The following is a 22,367-nucleotide window of genomic DNA, read 5'->3' as shown; positions in this document are numbered from 1 at the left end:
GACCTCGGATCCGTTCTCAGATACGGGCGTGGTGTGACTCGAAGATGAAGTGGCGCCCGCCGATCCGGACATGCGACCCCGGCACAAGCACGTGGGCACGATGCGGGAGCAGCCGGGTCTCCCGGTTGCCGCTGCTCGGATCGGTGACGAAGGTGCCGTTCGCCGACCCGAGGTCGACCAGCTGCACCGTCCACTCCACCAGCCGGATCTCCACGTGGCGGCGCGAGAGCTGACCTGTCTCGTCCTGCACGCGAATCGGTTTGGGCGAACCCGCCGGTCCACCGCCGGCCGATCCCGGTTCCCGGCCGATCACCAGGTCCTCGTCGAGGAGGAAGGTGAACCCGTTGTCGAGCAGCAACCAGCCCAGCGGGGGCCGTTCGCCCTCGACGAGGAACGTCGTCAACTGGTCCATCCGGATTCCGCAGACCCCGCACAGCCACGACTGCGGATGGTTCAGATGGCCTCGCGAACAACGGATGCCGTGCACCATGGCCCGCGACGCCTCGATCTTGACGACCTCGGTCGCGGGTTTCTGATGCTCCTCCTTGGGCAGCGGCGCGCGCGGTTCGAGCGGTTCGGCGAACGGATTCGGCGCGGGAGCCGACTCGACGCGAGGCCGACCGCTCGGCGGGGTGGCGTCCCGCGGCGGCCGCTCAGGTGGGTGGGAAACATTCGGGGACAACGGTTCCGACCCGAACGGACCGCCCAGCGGAGTCGAGGTGAACGGCAACTGATCGGGTGCCGGCAGGTCGGTACCACCATCGGCGCCGGGCGCCATCCGCTCGGTCGTGCCCATCGGGCCCGGCTCCGGCGGCAGATCGTCGAAGGGTGACCGTTTCCGGATGGGCTTGGGCGCCGGGGGTTCCGGCGCCCCGGGTGCCGGCTTGTCGAGATCGTCCAGTGCCTCGGTCGGTGGACCCGCGTCCGGGTCGGGTCGGGACGGTTCGACGGCCGGTTCCGGCCGCGCCGCCGCCGGTTCCGGCCGCGGCTGCGGCGGGCGCTCGGCCAGGGAGTGGAATTCGGTGCCGCGCAACCCCAGTGGGGTGTGCAGCAGCGCGCCCGCGGCGGGCACCGTGCCCTGGACCAGGTCGAAGCGCTCGTCACCGACCTCCGCGGGCTTCGTGCCGGCGAGGTAGAGCCCGAAACCCTCGAACGGCCACGGCACGGCGCGGTCATAGGAGTCGCCCGCAGGCGGCTCGATCCGCTTGCCGTCGGTCTCCCCGTACACCCGGCCCGCGAGGAAGATCGCGATGCCGGCATTGTCGGGAGCCGCGAAGGCGATGTCGACCGGGTCGTCGGCGGTGGCCACCAGCTGAGCCAGCGCCCGAACCAGGTGCCGGCCCCGCCGCGGTGCCGAATCCGGCACGGCCACCGCAGATTCGATGTCGAGCAGATCGGTGAGGAAGGACGCGGGCACCGCGTCGTTCATCAGGCACAGAAACGCCGGGGTGCGGATCACGATCCCCGCCCCGGGGATCAGCGTCACCGTCGGCGTGACGCTCGGGATGTCGCCCGGACCGGTCACAGGAATCGTCCTCCCTGGAATCGCCAGTGGGGGAAGACGGCGCGTAGTGGACCGTTGACCGCCACCCACACCAGCAACCAGGTGGTGACGAACTGGACGGTGAACACGACGGGCGACGGTTGCAGCGGCTCCGGGATCAGTCCGGTGCCATCGATCACGATCCACACCAGGATGCCCTCGTTGATCGCCGTGAGGAGCCCGAAGAGCGTCGGCCAGTCCTTTTCCCAACGGAACTGCTGCAGGAAGTGGTACAGGAATTCCCAGAGCACCCCGAGGACGATGACGGTGACGAGCACGGTGAAGGCGACCCGGTAGACGTCGAGGATCGACGGGTCCCCCGAGGAGATGAGCCACAGGAACGGGACGAGCACGATGGTCCACAGGCCGCCGAGGATGCCGAGCACCAGCACGCGGGTCTGGATTCGCCCCCACAGGGTGGGCAACATGTCAGTCGACTCCCTTGTTGTTCATCCAGCGCCACCACTGGGCGGTCGATCGCCAGGGCGTCAGTCGTCGACAGAACCCCTGGCGGGCAAGGTCGTCGACGATCTCGAGGGCGGCGATCTGCAGACCGAGGAAGGTGTCGACGCCGGGAAAGTAACCGCCGAGCGTCGCGCTGCCCGAGGCGTACAGCTTGCCGTTCCCGCTGCGTGTCCCCTTCAGCTCGAAGTCGCGTTCGACGTCCATGCGACCGACCGGGTTGATGCCGGCGCCGGTGTGGTCCAGCAGATCACGCAGCAGGCGGTGCTCGCGGACGTCGGCTTCGAGTCCGGTGCAGTCGATCACGTAGTCGGCGTAGATCTCGAAGGTGCCGTCGGGCCGGTGGTCCTGCCGGATCGGTGCGTGCGGGTCGACCCGCACGGTGGTCACCACCCCCTGCCCGCCCGCAGCCGGCAACAGACTCTCCGCCTTGCCGACGGCGACGCGGTACCAGCCCTCGCGCCGCCCGCGGGCCAACTGCTCCTGCCAGTCGTCGCGGACCGGAGTGTTGGTCCCGCCCATCTGCTTGTACGCCTCCGCCCGCTCGTGCCCCTCGAGCTTGCGCATGCGGGCCTTGAGCTGCCCGCCCCAGACCGACTTCGGATAGTTGAAGCCCTGGTAGGCCCAACCGTCTTTGCCCTTGCGCCGCATGAAGATGTGCGGGCCGTGGGGTTTGTCGTAGTACGTGCGGAAGAGGTGCACGATCTGCGTCTGGAGCCCGTACGCGTCGCGATCGTCGATGAGCCGCTGCAGGACCCGCGACGCGACGATCCCCGCACCGCGGATCACCACGGTGCCGGGTTTGCGTTGCAGCGACTGGTAGATGTGCTCGTGCGACTCGTAGGCGTTGACGACCTTGCTGGCGTCGCGGTAGGTCTCGCGGAACGCCTGGAGATCGGGCAGGAGCTTGATGCCCGGGTATCCGATCGCGACATGGACCCACTGGCTGCGGAAGGCCACCCGCTTGGTGGGCGAAGTCCCCTGCGGCGGTGTGAGAATCGTGAAGTAGCCACCGGCGGCGCGGCGTCGGATCATCCGGACCTGACCACGGTGCAGGCACTTCAGGTAGCCGATCCGTTCGCATTCCTTCTGCATCGACTCGAACGCCTGCCCGGCCCTCGGCGTGTAGAAGTTCGCGAAGACGGGCTCCACCAGCACATTCCACAGCGGCTTGAGCTTCTTGTCCGCCCAGGCCTCCCGCACCGCGTACGACGGGAAACCCCAGATGTTGTCCGGGGTCGACGCCGAATCCGAACGCAGGCGCTCCGTGCGCGGGATCTGCGACACCCGGGTCAGGTACTCGTAGCTGTGCCAGGGCACGTCCTGGGGGCCGAGCACCGCGATCCGGTCCAGCGGCACCCCGCAGATGCGCAGGTAGTCGACGGTCACGAATGACCCGATGCCCGAGCCGACCGTGACGAACGGGACGTCGACGATCGGGATGCCCGCGGCCTCGACCATCGCATCGGTCCAGATGTCGGTGTCGACCAGCCCCGGTGTCAGATCGCCGACGGCGCCCGCGGGCCCGGGAGCGCCTCGTCCGGGCGCCGGAACAGGCCCAGGGCCCGGCCGCGGCGCGGGGGCGCCTGGCCGGGCATCGGTCCGGGACGAGGCGGAACGGGCGGTGGGGGTCCCGGGCGACGCGGGGCGGGCCCCGGTGGCCGCGGACCCGGCGCGCCCGGCAGGGGCCCGCCGGGGTTGGGGACGACACGCGTCGGACCGTGCGGCGGCTGGGTCACGACCGGACCCGGGTGCGTGGTACCGCCGGCAGGCCGCGTCGACCGACGCGGGCGGCATGCGTCGCGTCCCTAGAACGCCGGGACGCGTGCGGAACACGACGGGACATCGCTCCTCCAGGTGAGCAGACGCGGGCACGGATGGTGCGGTAACTCTAACCCGCGGCGATGCTCGCGACGGGGTTATATAACCCGAACGAATTACACCCGTCGCACCAGGTCAGCCCCTGAACTGCACGGGAGTCGGGCAGGCCTGCCGGTGAACGCACCGGTGCATTGTGCCGGTATCGAACGTGACATCGAGTGTTGACAAATAGCGGCCCGTCGAAATACGTTCGAGTCATCCGCTGTGGTCTGTTTCACCGACCGAGCCGCCCACGCCGAAGGGATGCGACGATGACGAAAGCACTGACCCGGACCGACCGGGAGCACGAGGCGCCCGCCCGCTACGTGCCGCAGCACGACAAGACCGGCGGCGACCACGACTTCGCCCAGGTCCTCGACGACCTGTCCGCCGCGTCGGTCCATCGCAACTTCGACCCGTACGTCGACATCGACTGGGACGCGCCGGACATGGCGATCGTCGAGAACGATCCGCGGTGGATTCTGTCCTACGAGGTCGACCCGATCGGCCGCCACCCGTGGTACCAGCAGTTGCCGCAGGAGAAGCAGATCGAGATCGGCATGTGGCGCCAGGCCAATGTCGCCAAGGTCGGCCTGCAGTTCGAGTCGGTTCTGATCCGCGGCCTGATGCAGTACAGCTTCAAACTCCCCAACGGCGCCCGCGAATTCCGGTACACCACGCACGAATCCAAGGAGGAGTGCAACCACACCCTGATGTTCCAGGAGTTCGTCAATCGAACCGGCATGGACGTTCCCGGGGCCAAGCTGGGCTATCGCCTCATCTCTCCTCTCGTTCCGCTGGTCTCGACGGTCTTCCCCACCGTCTTCTTCTTCGGTGTGCTCGGCGGCGAGGAGCCGATCGACCACATCCAGAAGGACTTCCTGCGAACCCGCGCGAGCCTGCACCCGACGATGGCCGCGGTGATGCAGCTGCACGTCGCCGAGGAAGCACGCCACATCTCCTTCGCCCACCACCTGATCCGCGAGCAGGTGCCGCAGCGCGGACGCGTCCAGCGTTTCCTGTTGTCGCTGATGCTCCCGCTGACCATGCGCATCCTCTGCGGCGCCATCGTGGTGCCCCCGCGGAGCTTCGCCAAGCGGTTCGACGTGCCCGACGCGGTCATGAAGGACATCTTCTGGCGGTCGCCGGAGTCGAAGCGATTCCTGCGCAACGTCTTCGGTGACGTCCGCATGCTCGGCGAGCAGAGCGGACTGATGAACCCGGTCTCGCGCCTGCTGTGGCGCGCGCTCGGCATCAGCGGCCGCCCGTCACGGTTCCGCAGCGAGCCCACCTACACCGCGGCCTGAACCCGAACCCCGAACGCAGGTAGAACCCGAGACCATGCCCCACGTCGTCACCCAGGCGTGCTGCGGCGACGCGTCGTGCGTGTACGCATGTCCCGTCAACTGCATCCACCCCACACCTGAAGAGCCCGATTTCGGCATCGCCGAGATGCTGTACATCGATCCCGCGACCTGCGTCGACTGCGGCGCATGTGTCAGTGCGTGCCCGGTCGGCGCCATCGTCCCGGGACATCGCCTGCCGGCTGGGCAGGAACGGTTCGTCGAGGTCAACGCGACCCAGTACCACGATCCGGCCGACGGAGCCGCGCGCTTCCCCGTCGACCCGGCCCGTCGGCTACCCCTCGCGCCCATCGATCGTCCGCGGCAGCTGGCCGTCGACACCTCGATCTCGATCGGCATCGTGGGTTCGGGCCCGTCGGCGATGTACGCGGCCGACGAGCTGCTGCGGCAGCCACAGGTCTCGGTCACCATGTACGAACGTCTCGACCGGCCGTTCGGGCTGGCACGGTTCGGCGTCGCGCCCGATCACCTGCACACCCGCAAGGTGATGGAGCTGTTCGACGACATCGCGCGCAACCCCCGACTGGAGATCCTGCTGAACACCGAGGTCGGGCGGGACCTCACCCTGGCCGACCTGCGCGCCCGTCACCAGGGCGTGATCTGGGCGGGCGGGGCACCCACCGACCGGCAACTCGCGCTGCCGGGATTCGATCTCCCCGGAGTGTCCAGCGCGACATCCTTCGTGGGTTGGTACAACGGCCATCCCGACTTCGCCGACCTCGACGTCGATCTCGACACCGAGCGCGTCGTGGTCGTGGGCAACGGCAACGTCGCCCTCGACGTCGCACGCATCCTCGTCGCCGACCCGGGCACTCTCGCCGCCACCGACATCTCCCGTCCGGCACTGGCGAAGCTGCGGTCCTCGTCGGTCCGCGAGGTGGTGGTGATGGGCCGTCGCGGACCCGCGCACGCGGCCTTCACCCTGCCCGAACTCATCGGACTGGTCGATTCGGGGGTCCCGGTCACCGTCGACGCCGCCGACCTCGAAGCGCTGCCCGCACCCGCCGACCTGGACACCACGATTCGTGCCAAGCTCGATCTCCTGGCCGAGTGCGCCGCCCGCCCCGAACCCGAGGGCCGTCGAATCCGATTGGCGTTCTTCGCCTCTCCGATGGAGGTGACCGCCGGTGCGGACGGCCGCGCGCGCACGTTGACCGCCGGCCGCAACCGTCCGGTCGTCGACGACTCCGGAGCCGCGGTCGGCATCGAACCCACCGGCGAGACGGTGGGGCTCGAAACCGGGCTCGTCCTCACCTCGGTCGGTTACCGCGGTGTCGCGGTCCCGGGTCTCCCGTTCGACGACGCGGCCGGGATCATCCCGCACCTCGACGGCCGCGTGCTCGACGGGACCGAGCCCGTACCCGGGATGTATGTGACCGGTTGGATCAAGCGCGGTCCGTCGGGCTTCATCGGCACCAACAAGACCGACTCGGCGCAGACCGTCGCCTCATTGCTCGACGACCTCGAGTCGAACGCGACCGAGGCCTCGGCACCGCGTCGCCGTCGGTTGCTCGGCCGACGCCTCGGCGTCGCGTCGTCCGTCGCCGGCCTCGATTGACGGACTGCTGCGCTAGATTTCAGCCATGGGGCTCCCCGCGTACCAGCGCACCACCGTGCGCGCCGATCTGTCCGATCTACCTGCCGACGTCGCCGCCACGCTGCGCGACCATGCCGACTCGACACAGCTCACCGTCACCGACGACCTGCCGGCGTGGATCACCCGGAGCATCAACCCGCCGTCGACCACGTTCTTCGGCAAGCTCTTCGGACGACGCAGCAACCCCGTCGACCCCGATTCCGAGCACCAGACGCTCATCGTGCTGCATCCGACCCACCTGATCGTCGTGGTGTCCGGGGCCGAACGTGGGGTGTCGGCGCTGTCGTGTCCGCTCGCCGCCGCGTCGATGTCGTCGACCCCGTATGTCCCGGAATCCGACGGATTCTCGGTGACCGGCTTCGCCGGTCATGAAGGGCGCCCGGGCAGCTTCTACCTCGGAACGGGTGAGCCGGCGGGCACGGAATGCCGGGAGGCCGTTCGCTCGGCCATCGTCGCCGCCAAGAATCCGTGAGGACCGCGGACCGCACTGCGCCGCTCTCGCGACCCGCGCTGGGTCTCACACTCGCGCTGATCTCGTCGGCCTGTTTCGGCATCTCGGGGGTGCTCGCCCGGGCCATGATCGAGGCGGGATGGACGGCCGGTGCGACCGTCACCGTCCGCATCGCACTAGGCGGTCTGGTCCTGGCCATTCCCGGCTTCCTCGCCTTTCGCGACCGTCGGCAGCCGCTGCCCGAGCAGCCGGGCCGACGGTCCTGGACGGTGCTCGTCGCCTACGGACTCCTCGCGGTGGCCGGCTGTCAGCTGGCCTACTTCTATGCCGTGACCTACCTGCAGGTCGGCGTCGCGCTGCTCATCGAATACACCGCCCCGGTCGCCGTGCTGGTGTGGATGTGGCTGCGCCACGGGCAGCGTCCGGGTCGCGTCACCGTGCTCGGCGCGGCACTCGCGATCGGGGGACTCGCGCTCGTCCTCGACCTCACCGGCGACGTCCCGATCAGCGCGATCGGGGTGCTGTGGGCGCTCGCCGCGATGGTCGGGGCCGCCGCCTACTTCGTGATCTCCGCCGACGACCGCACGGGCTGGCCGCCCCTGAGCCTGGCCGCGGGTGGCCTGCTCATCGGCGCACTGGCCCTCGTCGTCGCGGGGCTGACCGGGATCCTGCCGATGACCATGACCACGGACCCGGTCGAGGTCGGTGCGCTCGAGGTGGCCTGGTGGATCCCGCTCGTGCTGCTGGGTGTGGTCTCGGCCGCCATGGCCTACGGCTCCGGCATCGCGGGCGGCCGGCTGCTCGGGGCCCGGGTGATGTCGTTCGTGGCGTTGTCCGAGGTGCTGTTCGCGGTGGTCTTCGCCTGGCTCGTGCTCGACGAACTGCCGGCACCGATTCAACTCGCCGGCGGCCTGCTCATCGTGCTCGGCGTCGTCTGCGTACGGCTCGGCGAAGCCGCCCCGGCGGTGTCGCGTGACTGAGAATCACCGTGCGCGTTTGTGAATAATGTTGCGCACCTTGCACATCTGTCCACAGGTTCGACGTGTCGGCACGGAATGTGTCGCACGTCGCAACGGGCCGGGGTAATCTCGTGCCCCATGTGGGGGGAGGAACCACGCGCGACGAGGATGTTCTCGAGGTTTGACTACATCGACGCCGCGCTCACGACTGCGGATCGGTTCACCGATCTCGTGCTCGGCGTCGGCGACCCCGACACCCGGCTTCCCGACGCCCCCGCCTGGACGCTGACCGATTGTGTTGGCCATGTCGCGATGGCGCCGTCGCGCTTTCTCGAACTCGCGCGCGGCGAAGGTGAGTGGTGCTGTTCGGCGGTCGACGTACCCGACTTCAATGCCAAGCAGATCGCCAACCTGCCGACGCGCGACGTGACAGTGCTCTGCCGACGATTGACCGACGACCTCCGCGAACTCGTCGACGAGGTGTCGCATTTCCACGCGCAGGTCCCGAAGATGCACTTCGACGGCGACCGCGTCATCCGGGCCGACGCCGCTCTCGGCCTGCTGATCGGCGAGTTCGTGGTGCACGCCCGCGACATCGCACGCGCTGTCGGGGCCCGCTGGTGGGTCGAACCGGACGTGGTGCTGATGATCATCCGGGCACGCCAACACATCCTGCCCAGTTGGGTCGATCCGGTGCACGCCGCCGGGCACTCCGGCACCTACGACATCCGGCTCCGCGGGTGCGGCGAACGGCACGTCTACGAGTTCACCGACGGCGAGCTGCAGATCGATCCGCCGGAGCCACGCCGGCCCGACGTCCACATCAGCGTGGACCCCGCGACCGCTCTCCTCGCCGGTTACGGTCGCCTGTCCCCGGGGTGGGTCGGACTCACCGGGAAGGGCATCGCCTGGGGTGCCCGGCCGTGGCTCGCACCGCGACTCGCCCAGCGGTTCCTGCCTGCCTGATCGCCGCCGCAGAGCGCGCGACCACCCAGCTCCCTGATCCGAGAAAACAACACAACCATTGCCCCCTGAGGTGCGAGGAGCGAAAGCGACGAGCCACGAAGGGCTGGCGAGCGTTGCACCTCGCCCTTCGTGGCTCGCTTCGCTCGCACCTCAGGGAGCATGAATCTGGACGCTCACGGGTGTTCTTTCGTAGTCCAAACGGCGCCGCCAGGCCTCAGATACTCCGGGCGCGCAATAACGTCGAGCGCCCCTGCCCCCTGAGGTGCGAGGAGCGAAAGCGACGAGCCTCGAAGGGCGGCAACCGTGGTCACCGGCCCCTCGAGGCTCGACATCGTTCTTCAGTTGTTTCGCGTCTGAGCCTCGGTCAGCGACCGGTCGGCGAACCCGCCGGACGGCTCGCCCGGCGTCCCTGCCCGCGGGCGCCCGCCCGCTGCTGGTCGCCGCCGCGCGACTGCCCGGCGCCGCGTCCCTGGCCTCCGGTGCGTGCGTCCGACGATCGCGAACCGCCGGCGCGCGAGTCGCTCCGAGCCGGACGGCCGCGGCCCTCGCCGCGAGTACCGCGCGAGTCACCGCCGGTGGCGTTCCGGCCGCCGCCGGTTCCGGCGCTCCGGCTCTCGCCACGAGCGCCGCCGTTGCCGCCCTGGCCTCGACCACGACCGCCGCGTCGACTCCCTTGCGAACGACCGCCCTGGGCACGACCGCCCTGGGACCGACCCTGTGCACCGCCGCCACGAGCGGCTTCGGCAGCAGCGCGTGCCGCCGCGGACACGCGGGGGGCGCGCTCGCCGACGAGTTCGTCGACGGCTGCCGACGATGCGTCGACAGCGATGGGTGTCACCTTGATCTTGGCCTTGCGCAGTAGCTGTGCGACCTCACGACGCTGCTCGTGCAGGCAGACGGTCACGACGTCGCCGGCCGACCCGGCACGGGCGGTGCGGCCCGAGCGGTGCAGGTACGCCTTGTGCTCGGCCGGCGGATCGACATGCACGACGAGTTCGATGCCGTCGACGTGCACGCCACGGGCGGCGACGTCGGTGGCGACGAGGACGCGGACGTCACCCTCGCCGAATGCGGCCAGGTTGCGGTCGCGCTGCGCCTGGCTGAGATTGCCGTGCAGGTCGACGGCCGGGATCCCGGCCTCGGTCAGCTTCTTGGCGAGCTTCTTGGCCTGGTGCTTGGTGCGCATGAACAGTATGCGTCGACCGGTGCCGGAGGCGAGCTCGGCGACGAGATCCTGCTTGTCTGCCGAGGAGACCTCGAAGACGTGGTGGGTCATCGCGGCCACCGGCGACTCCGCCGAATCCACCGAGTGGAGCACCGGGTTGTCGAGGAACCGCTTGGCGAGCTTGTCGACGCCGTTGTCCAGCGTCGCCGAGAACAGCATCCGCTGACCGTCGGCGGGGGTCGCGGCGAGGATCTTGGTCACGACGGGCAGGAAGCCGAGGTCGGCCATGTGGTCGGCCTCGTCGATCACGGTGATCTCGACCTCGTCGAGCCGGACGATGCCCTGACGCATCAGGTCCTCGAGACGTCCGGGGCACGCGACGACGATGTCGACACCGCGCCGGAACGCCTGCTCCTGGCGGGTCTGCTTGACGCCGCCGAACACGGTGGTGACGGTGAGTCCCACGGAGGCGGCGAGCGGCTCGACGACCGCGGCGATCTGGGTCGCGAGTTCGCGGGTCGGCGCCAGGATCAGCCCCGTGGGTGCCCCCACGTAGCGCTTGACCTGCATCTCGGCCAGGCCGGCGACGAGCGGGATGGAGAAGGCGAGGGTCTTGCCCGAGCCGGTCTTGCCGCGGCCCAGGACGTCCTTGCCGTCGAGGGTGTCGGGGAGGGTGTCCTTCTGGATCGGGAAGGCGTCGGTCTTGCCCTGAGAGGCGAGAACCTTGACGAGTTCGGTTGGGACACCGAGGGATTCGAACGACACACCAGGCGCCGACGCAGCAGCATCGGTGGAGGTGGCCGGGTTTTCGAGGACAGCAGTCATGTGGTGTGCAGGTTTCTTCCTGTGCTTGGCACGCGAACAGCACGACTGACGTGCTAGGGCGGTGCCGGTGGCGAACACGCGGGTGCGCGAGCTCGTTCGCCGTATGAAGTCAATGGCAGGTGGCCGACCGGTGTCGGATGTCCGGACCTGCGAGAGAGGCGTTCTACGACGCTAGACGCGGCCTGTACGGGCGCATCACTTCTGGCAACAGTACGCGTCGGTGATCGATACCGCGAATCGCTGTGATGCACGTCGCGTTTCGCCCACACCGGCAGGGTCGTCGAAAATCCGACCGAAGACCGCCCAGGACGGTGCTCACGAGGGCATGCGGTCGACGCTGCGCCGCCCGAGGGCGGTTTTCACCGGCGCTTCCCAGGCCTGCACGAACTTGAAAGGTTGTGTCCCGCAACCTCAGAACGCCTCGCTGAGCATCACGGCGACAGTGCCGGGCTCGAGTGCGTCGAAGACGTGCTCGACATCGCCGGGGTACGAGATGTAGTCACCGGCCGACAGCACCTCGGTGGCATCGGTGGGACCGAGACGTGCTCGGCCGCAACTGATCACGACGTGCTCGATGATCCCGCGCGCATGTGGTGCCGACACCCTGGGCTTGCCCGGTTCGGCGCGGATGACATACATGTCGCGCCGCGACCCCGGCGACGCGGTGGACAACAGGGTTGCCGAGTAGTCGGCGTCCGCGGCGGGGATCACCGGCCCCTCACCGAACCGGATGACCTCGACGGTCGGTATGGGTGAGTCCAGCAACGCCGAGAACTGCACACCGAGCGCCGTGGAGAGCGCCCACAGCGTCTCGACACTGGGATTCCCCTCCCCCGATTCGAGCTGGGACAGTGTCGACTTCCCGATCCCGGCACGACGCGCGAGCTCGGTCAGCGACAGACCCGCTCGTGTGCGTTCCCTCTTCAACGACGCGGCGACCAGCTCTTTGGGGTTCACCGACCGAGCATCGTTCATCAAACCGTCCGATCGTCCATCTTGACGAACACACTTCTCTTGTTCACTATGATAGTCATGCGTTCGGCTTGGAGAACACTCGACACGGCGACCCTGCGCGCCGTCGTGGTGATGTCCCTGTCCGTTCTCGTCATCGGGACGTCGTACGGGGTGGCCGCGCACGGCGCGGGTCTCGCCCTCTGGCAGATCGTTGTGATCGCCACGGTCGTCCTCGCCGGATCGTCGGAGTTCGTCTTCGTCGGCATCCTGGCCGCCGGCGGGGCGCCGATCCTCGCCGCGCTGGCGGGCCTGTTGGTCAACACCCGCAACTTCGGGTACGGCCTCGCCGTCGGGAAGCACCTGCGCGGCACCCCCGAGATCGTCCTCGGCGCCCACCTCATCAACGACGAGACGGCTGCGTTGGCGACCGCCGAATCCGACCCGCGTCGGGCACGGGCCGCTTTCCTGTTGTGCGGACTCGGCGTTCTGGTCTCGTGGCCCGTCGGCGCAGCACTGGGTGCCACGCTCGGCGGTGTGGTCGCCGATCCCGCGAGCCTCGGGCTGGACGCTGCCTTCCCCGCTCTGCTCGCCGCGCTGGCCATCCCGGCCCTGCGCGACGGCGCCACCTGGGCGGCCGTGACCGTCGGCGCGGCGGTGGCCGTGGCCTCGACGCCGTTCCTACCGGCCGGGTTGCCCATCATGGGAGCGCTTGTGGGCTTCGCCGCCGTGGAGTCACTCCGCCGGCTTCGGCGGACCCCACCGAGCGCACCGGCCCTACCCGGCACGAGGACGGACACCGTGAACGAGACCGCATCGTCGCGAGAGGCGCTCCAGCACAACAGCGCTCCGGGCTGTCGATGAGCACCGGCATCTCCCTCGCCGTCGGCATCACGGTTCTCGCGCTCGGCACCTATGCGATGCGCGCCGCCGGACCCGTTCTGCGAAACCGCATCTCGGTCTCGGACGGGGTCGAGAAGCTGATGGATCGGGCGACCGTTGTCCTGCTCGTCGCCGTCGCGCTGACCGGCGCGTTCTTCATCGACCACGACTTCGCCGGCTGGGCGCGGCCCGCCGGCGTGACGGTCGGGGTGATCGCGGCGCTGTTGAGGGCACCCCTCGCGGTCGTGGTCATCCTCGCCGCGGCCACCGCCGCCGGCCTGCGGGCCCTCGGCGTCGCGTGAGTGACGGCGAGAAAGTCACCGCACGACAGCCGGATTCGCGCAACTGTCCGGCACCGCCACGAGCGAACACGTCACCGGCATCCGCGTCGGGCGGTACCCCGGGCGAACGCCGTTGTCGCGAGTGATCTCACGGTAGGCGGCGACTGCATCGGTCGGGTGACGGGTCAGAGTCGGGTCACGCTCCGCATCGACGGTGTACAGGCCGAAGCGCGAATCGAAGTCGCCCCATTCGTAGTTGTCGGTGAGACTCCAGTAGTTGTAGGACGCCACGTCGATGCCGTCCTGTCGGGCGCGCTGCAACCAGTAGACGGTGTCGCGAAGGTGATCGGCCCGGCGGTAACCGTCGGGCCGCCGGCCCTGCGGGTCGGTGGCCAGTCCGTTCTCGATCACCCGGATCTGCTTACCCGGGAACTGTTGCGCGACATGACGTAGCACGTAGTGGATGCTCTCCGGTGCCTGCGAGCTCTTCCAGAACTCACCGGAGGCACCGTTGGCGACGGAGGCGTCGGTGACCGAGAACGAGTAGTAGTGGTCGACGCCCACGAAGTCGAGCGTGTCGCGCATTCGCTGCGGGAAGACCGATTCCAGCCATGTCTGCAGGCCGGCGATCGGGTAGTACGCCATGTTCGACGACACCTGGGCGCCCGGCTGCACGCGGTGGATGTGTCGGTGGACCGCCCGGTGCGCGGCGATCCCGTCGGCCATGAGACCCACGTTCTGCGGTGCCACTCCCCCGTACATCAGTTCGCGCCGAACGTATTCGGTGGGTTCGTTGAAGGTGATCCACAGCGGGTCGGCCCAGGAGTACCGGTCGACCACCCGCTCGGCGAAACGCACGAGGTCCGCGGACATCTGCGGACGGTTCCAACCGCCGAGGTCGACCGCCCAGCCCGGGTGCACCCAGTGGTTGAGGGTGATCATGGGTCGCATCCCGGCGTCGACGACCGAGCGGATCACCCGATCGTAGAACGCCCACCCCGCCGGATCATCCCGGCCGCGCGACGGTTCCACCCGCGACCACTCGACCGAGGTCCGATAGATGCCCACGCCCAGACTCTTCGCGCGGGCGATGTCCTCGGCGTAGCGATGGTAGAAGTCGACGGCGTTGCCGACACGGTGGGCGACCCGGCCCTGGTTTCCGTAACGGACCCAGTTGGAGTCACGGTTGTACCCCTCGGACTGGAAACCGGACTGGGCGACACCGAATTCGAAGGCGGGGCCGAGCGGCGGAACGGATGCCGAGGCGGTTCCGACACCGCCGAGACCGCAGATCGCGAGCAGCATCGCGGCGCACGACATGGCCACGACGCCGGCCCGCACCCGCCGACGGCCACCACCGAGACGTCGCCTGCTCACGTTCAGAACGGGCTCCCGGTGATGGGTGCGGCGCGATCGCACGGAACCGGTCGTGGATTCGCCGGGTCGAGCGCGTTGAGCACGAAGAACGCCGCGCGACGCGACCCGGCGATCCCGGCATGCTCGGTGTAGTCGACCGAACACCCGTCCTGCACAACGATGTTGCGCACGTTTGATCCGCCCGGTGGCAATCCCAGCGTGTACGGCACCACGAGCTCGTCGTAGCGGGTGGCGATGTTGGTGTACCGGATCGACGGCAGGTAGTAGCCCCCGGCGGCGATCTTGCGCAGCACCGCCGCGCCGGGATCGAGCTGGGCGCAGGCCTGACAGAACGGCACCTGCTCGGGCCGCAACCCGAGAGACCGGACGATCGGCATGATCACGTCGTTCCCGCCGACCCCGGAGCCCCGCCACGCCGGCGCCAGCGACACATAGTTGTCGATGGCGTCCCGTCCGCCGAGGTACTTCGCGTAGTACGCGGGCACCACCGTCCCCTGGGAGTGGCCCACGATGTCGACCTTGGACGCGCCGGTCGTCCGGCGGACCCTGTCCACGAATGCACCGAACTGGGCGGCGCTGGCGGACATCTCACCCATGCCGCCGATCGCGCTGATCGGCCACGGGGTTCCCTTCACCGCGCCATAGGTCAGCGCGAACACGCAGTACCCCTCGTTCTTCAGCAGGGGGACGTAGGTGCCCCAGTTGGTCTGCTGCGATCCGCCGGTCCCGTGCACGAGGATGACCGGGTTGGGATGGCGCGCCGACGGCTTGCAGTTCCAGTCGTTCGACCCGGGCAGCGAGCCCCCGGGTTTCGCGAGCTCGTTCGGTATCCCGGCCAGGAAGTTGTAGGTGACGGGCAGCGGGTCGGCGCGCGCCGGTGCCACGGTCACGACCAGCACCCCGATCACGGCGACGACCAGGCCCCACACGATCCTCGGCGATCTCATGGACGGAAACTAACAAACCGTCTCACGGCACGACGTGGGTTTCACAGGACCCACTGTGAAATGGCGGATCCCAGCGCGACAGACCTCGCCTTCCGGGAGCGGAACGTCGTCAGTCGGACGCAGGTTCCTCGTCGTGACGGTGCCGGATGTCGCGGATGGTGGCCACCACCGAGGCGAAAACGAGCACGAATCCCAGTACGAGAAGCGTGACCGCGACGTAGTGCATGATCTGCTCGTCGTGTCCGACGTCGAATTGCTCGGCCGCGATGCGCAGGCCGACCACCACGAGCCAGGCCAGCAACGCCATGGTGAGTGCCCGACGCTGGAAGACCGCGCTCCGCCGCCGGTGTTCGTACTCCGCGAGTTCGTCGATGGCGTCGAGGACGATTCCGCTCATCCGCGCATGTGCCGCCGAGTCGTGCGGCAGCTTCGCCAGGATGTCGACCTTCTGCGACAGCTTCTGGTGCCGGTCGTTGGCGTCGAGCCGCGCGATGACCGCGCCGATCATAGCGACGAGCAGCGTTCCGGCGAACGTCAGCATCGCGGCGGTCATGTGCGAAATCTACACCGCAGGGCCCGGCACAATCCTGGAAGCGACCTCGTGAGTGGCACTGGAGGTTTGAGCGTCAATGCGACAACTGGTGGCCGCCAGACCGGCACGCACCAGGATTCGTTCGGCGCGACGGAACTCCAACGAATGACACCGCCCATCCGCAACGACAGTGCCACTCGCTTGTCGCAGCAGGATCGCCGCGAGCGAGGACACCGTCCGAGGCGGGATGACCAACAGGGTCACCGACCGCGCGGGCGTGGTGAGTGTCATCAAGGGAGGCGTCTCCGGCGAGTCCGGCGAGTCCAGGCCGGGAAGACGGCGAAAGCTGCTCCAGTTCACGTCGATTCCGCTGACGTCACCGACCATCGCCCGCACAGTCGTGAGCATCCCGGGTAGTTCGTCGGCGAGTTGAAGTGTGTACGGATACCACGCACCGGCCACCGCGGCTGCGGGATCGACGCCGAATCGCACTCGGACCGGGCCGAGCAGCGGCTTCACCGTGTTCGCCTGGTGGTTGACGAGACTCGTGGGCGAACACACATGACGCGCGGAACAACCATCACCATTGCCACCTGTCTTGATCACCCGCGGGCGATCATCTGACCCCGGCGACGCCGACAGGGGTCTGTCAGATGTTCGATCCAGTTGCTCGAAGTGTACGCCCGGCGCGAAACCTGTGAACACCGCCGCGGCTGTCGGTGGGGACCGTCAGGCCTTCTCAACCGTGACCAGGTCGACGTCGCACCCCACGGTCTGTTCGACCGGGATCGCTAAGATCAGCTGACCGGTCTCTCGGATTCTGGGCCGTGGCTGGATCACCAGCACATCAGACGACGAGAACCCCGTACGCCTGCTGCTTGGGCGTACGGGGTTCTCGTGCGGTGGAGCTATGGGGAATCGAACCCCAGACCTACTCGATGCGAACGTGTCGCGCTACCGCCTGCAGGCGAGAGTGCGGACCCTACGCGTGGCTCTCACCTGGCCGCATAGACATCTTCGGCATTGTCGAGTATCGACTTCGCCACGAACGGATTCTTCACCGCGTTGGCCATCACCAGGTCGACGTCGCGCCCCACGATCTGTGCGAGCGCCGCCTCAAGGTCGAAGTAGTCATGGAAGACGTTGTCACGATCCCCCCTGAACTCCACGAGAAAGTCGACGTCGCTGCTGGGATCGAAACTCTCGGTGAGTACCGAACCAAAGACTCGTAACCTGGCAACGCCGAAACGCGCACACACCGCACCGATCGCATCGACGTCGAGCGGGATCGCGGTGATCATGTTCACCAGTCTCTCAGATTGTTGGCCATGGCTCGACGACCAGCGCGTCAGAACGAGAGGCCCCGTACACCTACTCGGGTGTACGGGGCCTCTCGTGCGGTGGAGCTATGGGGAATCGAACCCCAGACCTACTCGATGCGAACGAGTCGCGCTACCAACTGCGCCATAGCCCCGGGAGGCCTTGCGACCAACCGCGAGCCACTTTATCAGCCCGGGGCCGCCGACTCCCAAACGGCTAGGCTGGTCGGGTGCCTCAGATGTCTGATCAGCAGTTGGCCGGTGTTCTCGACAATGTCGTGGGGGTGATCAACCCGGTGCTCGATGCCCTCGCCGAGCGCGATCCGCTCGGTTTGAAGGGCCACACCTTCCACGATGACGACCATTCCGACTCGCGCCTGCAGCAGGCTCAGCACGCTGCGTCGAAGCTGCTCGACGTCGCGGAGTGGCCCGGCACGAAGGGCTGGTCCGAGCGGTCGATGCACAAGCGCGCGAGCTGGTGGGTGACCCGGATCGGCACCCTGAACACCGGCGCCGTGGCGTTCCCGGGCGTCTTCGGGGTGTGGGCGAAGCGTCTGCCGATCACGCCCTATCTCGGGTTCGCCAATCAGGCCATGGTGCTGGTCGCGATCGCCCGGGAGTACGACGTCACCGATCGCAAGCGACAGGTGCAGTTGCTGGCGTCGGTGCTGTGCAAACGGGACCTCACGAACCCCGATGTCACCGCCGAGTCCGGCAAATCCCTACCGTCCGAACCCAAGGAGCGGGAGAAGTCGCTGTTCGCCGCGATCTGGGATGCGGCGAAGTTGCTTCGCGCCGTCGACGACGAGTTCGAGAAGCGTCCGCAACCGATGGCCTTTTTCCGCATGCTGGCCTACATCCCCGTGATCGGGGCCCCGGCGACGTACCTCGGCGAACGTTTCGCACTGTCGCGGGCCGCGAAAGCCGGTCAGGCGTGGCTCGATGCGCATGGCAAGCCGGCACTCACCAAGTAGGCCCCCAACGCGTCAGCAGTGGGTGTCGCCGGGCGACACCCACTGCTGAACGGATCTGCTGCCGAAGTGCTCTCGACGAGTCAGCCGACGCGGCGGTACTGCAGGTCCTCGCGGTCCATCCGTCGACGCTGGAACGGCGGGATGTGATCGAACACGGGATCTTCGTCGTCGATCTCGAGAACCGTTGCGCCACCTGGTCGCCGAAGTCGCGGAGGGGCGGGGCGGCGGCGAACTCCGGAACCGCGGCGGCGCGTCGACGACGCTCCTCCTCGGCGCGCGCCGACCGCTTGGCACGGGCGAGTCGCTGTGCCCGGATCTGCTGCTCCGTCTTCACCGCGCGCCGCAGGTACGCGAGGTAGCCGACCAGTAGCAGGCCGAGGACGCCGGTGGCCACCCAGCCGGGCGTCCCGACGACGACGCCGGCCACGACCGACAACAGCACCAGCACGAACAGACCCACCGTGACCCGTTGGCGTTCGCGGTATTTGAGCTCGCGTTCCTTCTCCGACGAGTAGACACTGCGCCCCGTCCGCCGGCTGCTCGCCGTCCGCGCCGCCGGGCGGCTGTCGGCCACCTCGTCGAGGTCGGTGTCGGCGGCGTCGTCGGCGGCATCCTCCTCGGACTCCGCGACTGGAGCCGACGACGATTCGGTGTGACGCGACCCGCGGGCGTAGTCGTCGTACTCGTCCTCGTCGAGTTGGTCTGTCGCGTCCTCGTATTCGGAGTCGTCCCCGTATTCGGCGTCGTCGTCGTATTCGGCGTCTTCGAACTCGGCGTCCTCGAGCTCGCCGTTCTCGACTTCTCCGTCGACGTCGGCGAAGTCGTCCTCGTACTCGTTGTCGAGCTCGTCGGTGTCATCGACCTCGGCGGCGGTGGTGCTGTCCGTTTCTGCGTCGGCGGTCGCCTCGTCGTCGGACTCCGCATCGAGGTCCCGGTCGGTGTCCGCGTCGGCGTCGGCGGAGATGTCACCGTTCACCGAGTCGTCGTCTGAAGCCGCGTCCACCGTCTCGAAGTCGGTGTCCTCCAAGGATTCGACCGTCGGCTTCTCGACCTTCGCGCTGCCGGCACGTCGGGTCGAAGGCTTGGCCTTCTCGGCGTCGACATCGTTCTCGGCGTCGGCGTCGGCCTCGAGCGTCGCGGTGGCGCTGCGGCGCGAGGACTTCCAGGACGGATCGTGCGGGTGACGCGCCGACGACCGGCGGCGGTTCTTCGTCGCGGTCGTGGCACGCGATCCTCCGCGATGCAGCAGTCGCGTCTTCCGTGCCGCATCGGTGGACTTCAGGATCTGCGGGCGTCCCTTGATGACCATCGGGACCAGCACGAAGAGCCAGACCGCGACGAGACAGACCCACAGTACGGAGTTGGGCATGCGACTCTCCCTTCATTCACTCTGGTCACACGAGGCCACTCCACAATCTAGGGCTGCGAGCAGTCACGCCCGGGTAGACGCGCCGTGGGACAACCGAATCGGCGTGGTTTCACACGCGCCTCTCAGCAACACCGGCAGCAGAAGCGGGTCAGGCCGTGCGGAAGCGCGCGTCGACCGCGACGCCGATCTCGATGTCGTCGGTCCGCAGTTCCAGTGACGGCGGGGGCGGGCCGGCCGCGACCGCCATCGGCATGGCCCGGCGAGATGCCTGCGGCACCCGCGGCGCCATGTCCGGATCGGACAGGAGGACGGGAGTCACCGGCCCCCGGCCCACCGCGTCGGAGTAGGCCTGTGCCTTGACGATCGCGTCGTCGACCGCGGCACGACGCAGCTCCCGTTCGCGGTCCCGCCGGGTCTCCGCGCGGAGGTCCCAGTCGACGTCACCGATCTCGACGGCGTCGACCGACGCCCAGACGTCGATGAACTCCGACAGCCGCTCGAAGTCGACGAACTCCGCTTCGACGCGAATACGCGTGTTGTAGACCGGGTCTCGTAGATCGCCGGTCTCCGAGTACGGGCGGTACGAGTACACCCGGACCGAATCGGCGGACCAGCGGGCCACCGCGCCGGCCGTCTCGTGATCGGTCAGCGCGCGCGTCAGGTCTGCGTGGACCTCGACCGCCCGCGTGTAGACGGCCGACTTGTCCGCACCCTCCACTCGCACGGCGAGGTGGATGATCCCGCGTTCGGGCCGGTAGCGCCCGCGGGCGGAGCCACGGACGACGATCTCGAGATGGTCGGTGTGCTCGGTCATGCGAAGAGCCTATGCGTCGGCGAGCCGGCGCGGACTATCGTACAAATCGGACATCGTTCAAGTGCCGTGAAGGGACGATCGTGGTGCGGATGAGAAGACTGATTGCGTTGTTCGCGACAGCGATGTCGGCGTGCGCGGTCGCCGGGTGCGGGTGGATCGCCGAGGTCGTCTCGACGCGCGTGGACGCGGCCGACTACTTCACCGCCCCCACCGTTCGATTACTCGACGCCGCCCGGCGGGACGACCGGGCGCAGATCGAATCCCTTCTCGCACAGGGCGCTGACCTCCACGAACACGGCGGTGATCCGGACACCGACCCGCGCCGCGTGGACATAGCGCCGCTGCAGTGGGCAGTGGAGTTCGAACCACCGGGCGCGGTGGCGGCATTGCTGCAGGCGGGCGCCGACCCGCATCTCCCCGGCGCCGGCCGATACAACGCAGTTGCCTACAGCGTGTTGCTCGACCGTTTCGCTGCCTTCCGCACCCTGATCGAGTTCGACGCGGGACTGGTCGAGGCATCCGACCGGATCGGCGGCAACGTGGTCCACACCGCGGTGCGCCATCGTCGCGACGATGCGTTGCGCCTGCTGATCGACCGCGGCGCCGACCTCGACTCCGTGCAGCCCCTGGCCGGCCGGACACCGCTGTTCACCGCGGCCGACGTACTCAACATCGACCACTGCCTCGCCCTGCTACAGGCGGGAGCCGATGGTGCACATCGTGATCAGCGAGGTGCGACCTTCATGCCGTCGCTGTACACCGCCGACGACTCGATACGGACGAGTTCGTACCTCCGGACGCGCGCCGCGATCGAAACCGAAATGCGCGCACGGGATTTCCCGGTCGAAACCGGGCGGTGACGCCGCCGCGAACTCAGGGCGACCGCCGTATCGCCAGCGGAGGGTCAGTGGAACGACGCACGACCCGCCCGGACGAGCGCCTCGGCGGCACTGCCGACGACCTCCTCGGCCGTGAGCGCGAACAGCATGTGGTCACGCCAGCGTTTGTTGACGTCCATGTACCGCTGCAGCAGACCTTCTTGCCGGAATCCGATGTTGGTCAACACCTTCTGCGATGCCTCGTTGGCGGGCTGGACCGTCGCGTCGAGCCGGTGCAGGCCGACGGCCCCGAAGCAGTGGTCGACCCCGAGTGCCACCGCGGCGGTCGCGATGCCGTTGCCGGCGACGGCCGAGTCGACCCAGTAGCCGATCCACGCGGTCCGCACCGCGCCGCGTTGGATGTTGCCGACCGTCAGCTGCCCGACGTAGCGGCCGTCGAGTTCGATCACGAACGGGAGCAGCGCACCTCGTTTGGCCTCCGACTTCAGCACCGCGAACAGCGGCGGCCACGACCCGGGCTGATGGCGTTCAGCCCAGCTTCCGACACCCGTCGGTTCCCAGGGCAACAGGGCGTTCTGGTTGCGGATCCGCAACTCGCTCCACGTCCTGGCATCCCGCACCTTCACGGGCCGCAGGGTGACCGTGCCGGTCCGGGTGCGCAGCGGCCCGAGGGTGGCCGGCCATCCCGGACTTCCCTGACTGCCGCTCAACCACCTGAACACGAGAAGAAGTTTATGCGCTGTCACACCCGAGTCGGCATGAGACCTGTATCTCGAACGAGGGTGGCTTCGACTCGGCTCCTCGCTACGCTCGGTGCCGGCTCAACCAGCGGGGGTGCGGCCTCGCTCCGCTCGGTGCCGGCTCAACCAGCGGAGGTGGGCGCCTCGACC

General features: G+C 68.4%; 21 protein-coding genes, 1 tRNA gene and 1 pseudogene. 9 read left to right on the top strand and 14 right to left on the bottom strand.

The features are described from left to right. Positions 1-16: 16 nt before the first annotated feature. The 3 genes from MVF96_RS07180 to MVF96_RS07170 are packed head-to-tail and all read right to left on the bottom strand — an operon-like array spanning position 17 to position 3,802. On the bottom strand, positions 17-1,525 hold the full coding sequence (locus MVF96_RS07180) for an FHA domain-containing protein (protein WP_247451767.1): 1,509 nt from the start codon (positions 1,523-1,525) through the stop codon (positions 17-19). Next, positions 1,522-1,971, bottom strand: coding sequence for a hypothetical protein (locus tag MVF96_RS07175; protein ID WP_065630183.1), 450 nt, complete (start codon positions 1,969-1,971; stop codon positions 1,522-1,524). The genes MVF96_RS07180 and MVF96_RS07175 overlap by 4 nt, the downstream gene beginning before the upstream one ends. Position 1,972: 1 nt before the next feature. Next, positions 1,973-3,802, bottom strand: coding sequence for an FAD/NAD(P)-binding protein (locus MVF96_RS07170; protein WP_418930423.1), 1,830 nt, complete (start codon positions 3,800-3,802; stop codon positions 1,973-1,975). A 335-nt stretch (positions 3,803-4,137) separates the two neighbouring features. On the opposite strand from MVF96_RS07170, the gene MVF96_RS07165 reads away from it, so the two are divergent. From MVF96_RS07165 to MVF96_RS07145, 5 genes are all read left to right on the top strand, one after another. Beyond that, on the top strand, positions 4,138-5,172 hold the full coding sequence (locus MVF96_RS07165; RefSeq protein WP_247451766.1) for an AurF N-oxygenase family protein: 1,035 nt from the start codon (positions 4,138-4,140) through the stop codon (positions 5,170-5,172). A 34-nt stretch (positions 5,173-5,206) separates the two neighbouring features. After that, complete coding sequence (locus MVF96_RS07160) at positions 5,207-6,787, top strand: 4Fe-4S binding protein (protein ID WP_247451765.1); 1,581 nt, start codon at positions 5,207-5,209, stop codon at positions 6,785-6,787. A gap of 25 nt (positions 6,788-6,812) precedes the next feature. Further along, positions 6,813-7,298, top strand: coding sequence for a hypothetical protein (locus tag MVF96_RS07155; protein ID WP_247451764.1), 486 nt, complete (start codon positions 6,813-6,815; stop codon positions 7,296-7,298). Beyond that, positions 7,295-8,257, top strand: coding sequence for an EamA family transporter (locus MVF96_RS07150; protein ID WP_247451763.1), 963 nt, complete (start codon positions 7,295-7,297; stop codon positions 8,255-8,257). The genes MVF96_RS07155 and MVF96_RS07150 overlap by 4 nt, the downstream gene beginning before the upstream one ends. Positions 8,258-8,404: 147 nt before the next feature. Continuing rightward, a complete protein-coding gene (locus MVF96_RS07145) occupies positions 8,405-9,202 on the top strand; it encodes a maleylpyruvate isomerase N-terminal domain-containing protein (RefSeq protein WP_247451762.1) in 798 nt (265 codons plus the stop codon). A 364-nt stretch (positions 9,203-9,566) separates the two neighbouring features. Here MVF96_RS07145 and MVF96_RS07140 read toward each other — a convergent pair whose 3' ends face one another. Then, complete coding sequence (locus MVF96_RS07140; protein ID WP_247451761.1) at positions 9,567-11,192, bottom strand: DEAD/DEAH box helicase; 1,626 nt, start codon at positions 11,190-11,192, stop codon at positions 9,567-9,569. 411 nt (positions 11,193-11,603) lie between these two features. Continuing rightward, positions 11,604-12,167, bottom strand: a complete 564-nt coding sequence (locus MVF96_RS07135) for a helix-turn-helix domain-containing protein (protein ID WP_247451759.1) — start codon at positions 12,165-12,167, stop codon at positions 11,604-11,606. Between the two features lie 57 nt (positions 12,168-12,224). Between MVF96_RS07135 and MVF96_RS07130 the strand changes: the two genes are divergently transcribed. After that, positions 12,225-13,007, top strand: a complete 783-nt coding sequence (locus tag MVF96_RS07130; protein WP_247451758.1) for an AzlC family ABC transporter permease — start codon at positions 12,225-12,227, stop codon at positions 13,005-13,007. Beyond that, positions 13,004-13,327 (top strand): AzlD domain-containing protein, encoded by a 324-nt coding sequence (locus tag MVF96_RS07125; RefSeq protein ID WP_065630192.1) that lies wholly within the window; start codon positions 13,004-13,006, stop codon positions 13,325-13,327. The genes MVF96_RS07130 and MVF96_RS07125 overlap by 4 nt, the downstream gene beginning before the upstream one ends. Positions 13,328-13,342: 15 nt before the next feature. Here the strand turns inward: MVF96_RS07125 and MVF96_RS07120 are convergent, their stop codons facing one another. The 6 genes from MVF96_RS07120 to MVF96_RS07095 form a co-directional block, all read right to left on the bottom strand. Continuing rightward, positions 13,343-14,626: a family 1 glycosylhydrolase gene (locus MVF96_RS07120; RefSeq protein ID WP_247452072.1), complete on the bottom strand. Its 1,284-nt coding sequence runs from the start codon at positions 14,624-14,626 to the stop codon at positions 13,343-13,345. Between the two features lie 59 nt (positions 14,627-14,685). Continuing rightward, complete coding sequence (locus tag MVF96_RS07115) at positions 14,686-15,630, bottom strand: esterase/lipase family protein (protein WP_247451757.1); 945 nt, start codon at positions 15,628-15,630, stop codon at positions 14,686-14,688. A 109-nt stretch (positions 15,631-15,739) separates the two neighbouring features. Further along, positions 15,740-16,183 carry a hypothetical protein gene (locus MVF96_RS07110; protein WP_247451756.1) on the bottom strand — a complete coding sequence of 148 codons (444 nt, stop codon included), beginning with the start codon at positions 16,181-16,183 and terminating at the stop codon, positions 15,740-15,742. 9 nt (positions 16,184-16,192) lie between these two features. Continuing rightward, positions 16,193-16,681: a DUF5994 family protein gene (locus MVF96_RS07105; RefSeq protein WP_242696991.1), complete on the bottom strand. Its 489-nt coding sequence runs from the start codon at positions 16,679-16,681 to the stop codon at positions 16,193-16,195. A 476-nt stretch (positions 16,682-17,157) separates the two neighbouring features. Further along, complete coding sequence (locus MVF96_RS07100; RefSeq protein ID WP_247451755.1) at positions 17,158-17,463, bottom strand: nucleotidyltransferase family protein; 306 nt, start codon at positions 17,461-17,463, stop codon at positions 17,158-17,160. Between the two features lie 100 nt (positions 17,464-17,563). Next, positions 17,564-17,636, bottom strand: a tRNA-Ala gene (locus MVF96_RS07095). A gap of 75 nt (positions 17,637-17,711) precedes the next feature. Between MVF96_RS07095 and MVF96_RS07090 the strand changes: the two genes are divergently transcribed. Then, positions 17,712-18,455 carry a hypothetical protein gene (locus MVF96_RS07090; protein WP_065630195.1) on the top strand — a complete coding sequence of 248 codons (744 nt, stop codon included), beginning with the start codon at positions 17,712-17,714 and terminating at the stop codon, positions 18,453-18,455. Between the two features lie 80 nt (positions 18,456-18,535). Here MVF96_RS07090 and sepX read toward each other — a convergent pair. Both sepX and MVF96_RS07080 read right to left on the bottom strand, forming a co-directional pair. Further along, a pseudogene (gene sepX / locus MVF96_RS07085) lies at positions 18,536-19,824 on the bottom strand (divisome protein SepX/GlpR). A 148-nt stretch (positions 19,825-19,972) separates the two neighbouring features. Then, positions 19,973-20,638 carry an SIMPL domain-containing protein gene (locus tag MVF96_RS07080; RefSeq protein ID WP_247451754.1) on the bottom strand — a complete coding sequence of 222 codons (666 nt, stop codon included), beginning with the start codon at positions 20,636-20,638 and terminating at the stop codon, positions 19,973-19,975. A gap of 89 nt (positions 20,639-20,727) precedes the next feature. Here MVF96_RS07080 and MVF96_RS07075 point away from each other — a divergent pair, with 89 nt between their 5' ends. Next, complete coding sequence (locus MVF96_RS07075) at positions 20,728-21,498, top strand: ankyrin repeat domain-containing protein (RefSeq protein ID WP_065630198.1); 771 nt, start codon at positions 20,728-20,730, stop codon at positions 21,496-21,498. A gap of 44 nt (positions 21,499-21,542) precedes the next feature. Here MVF96_RS07075 and MVF96_RS07070 read toward each other — a convergent pair whose 3' ends face one another. After that, a complete protein-coding gene (locus MVF96_RS07070) occupies positions 21,543-22,199 on the bottom strand; it encodes a GNAT family N-acetyltransferase (protein ID WP_065630199.1) in 657 nt (218 codons plus the stop codon). Positions 22,200-22,367: the final 168 nt, after the last annotated feature.

This window comes from Gordonia hongkongensis (assembly GCF_023078355.1).
Lineage (GTDB): Bacteria > Actinomycetota > Actinomycetes > Mycobacteriales > Mycobacteriaceae > Gordonia > Gordonia hongkongensis.
This window is presented reverse-complemented; position numbering and strand designations above follow the sequence as displayed.

Bases quoted from the DNA above. Each gene is read 5' to 3' on its own strand.
- MVF96_RS07160 (WP_247451765.1), top strand. From the start codon at position 5,207: ATGCCCCACGTCGTCACCCAGGCGTGCTGCGGCGACGCGTCGTGCGTG.
- MVF96_RS07170 (WP_418930423.1), bottom strand. From the start codon at position 3,802: ATGCCGCCCGCGTCGGTCGACGCGGCCTGCCGGCGGTACCACGCACCC.
- MVF96_RS07100 (WP_247451755.1), bottom strand. From the start codon at position 17,463: ATGATCACCGCGATCCCGCTCGACGTCGATGCGATCGGTGCGGTGTGT.
- MVF96_RS07155 (WP_247451764.1), top strand. From the start codon at position 6,813: ATGGGGCTCCCCGCGTACCAGCGCACCACCGTGCGCGCCGATCTGTCC.
- MVF96_RS07080 (WP_247451754.1), bottom strand. From the start codon at position 20,638: ATGACCGAGCACACCGACCATCTCGAGATCGTCGTCCGTGGCTCCGCC.
- MVF96_RS07145 (WP_247451762.1), top strand. From the start codon at position 8,405: ATGTTCTCGAGGTTTGACTACATCGACGCCGCGCTCACGACTGCGGAT.
- MVF96_RS07120 (WP_247452072.1), bottom strand. From the start codon at position 14,626: ATGTCGTGCGCCGCGATGCTGCTCGCGATCTGCGGTCTCGGCGGTGTC.
- MVF96_RS07125 (WP_065630192.1), top strand. From the start codon at position 13,004: ATGAGCACCGGCATCTCCCTCGCCGTCGGCATCACGGTTCTCGCGCTC.
- MVF96_RS07165 (WP_247451766.1), top strand. From the start codon at position 4,138: ATGACGAAAGCACTGACCCGGACCGACCGGGAGCACGAGGCGCCCGCC.
- MVF96_RS07115 (WP_247451757.1), bottom strand. From the start codon at position 15,630: ATGAGATCGCCGAGGATCGTGTGGGGCCTGGTCGTCGCCGTGATCGGG.
- MVF96_RS07175 (WP_065630183.1), bottom strand. From the start codon at position 1,971: ATGTTGCCCACCCTGTGGGGGCGAATCCAGACCCGCGTGCTGGTGCTC.
- MVF96_RS07135 (WP_247451759.1), bottom strand. From the start codon at position 12,167: ATGAACGATGCTCGGTCGGTGAACCCCAAAGAGCTGGTCGCCGCGTCG.
- MVF96_RS07140 (WP_247451761.1), bottom strand. From the start codon at position 11,192: ATGACTGCTGTCCTCGAAAACCCGGCCACCTCCACCGATGCTGCTGCG.
- MVF96_RS07130 (WP_247451758.1), top strand. From the start codon at position 12,225: ATGCGTTCGGCTTGGAGAACACTCGACACGGCGACCCTGCGCGCCGTC.
- MVF96_RS07110 (WP_247451756.1), bottom strand. From the start codon at position 16,183: ATGACCGCCGCGATGCTGACGTTCGCCGGAACGCTGCTCGTCGCTATG.
- MVF96_RS07075 (WP_065630198.1), top strand. From the start codon at position 20,728: ATGAGAAGACTGATTGCGTTGTTCGCGACAGCGATGTCGGCGTGCGCG.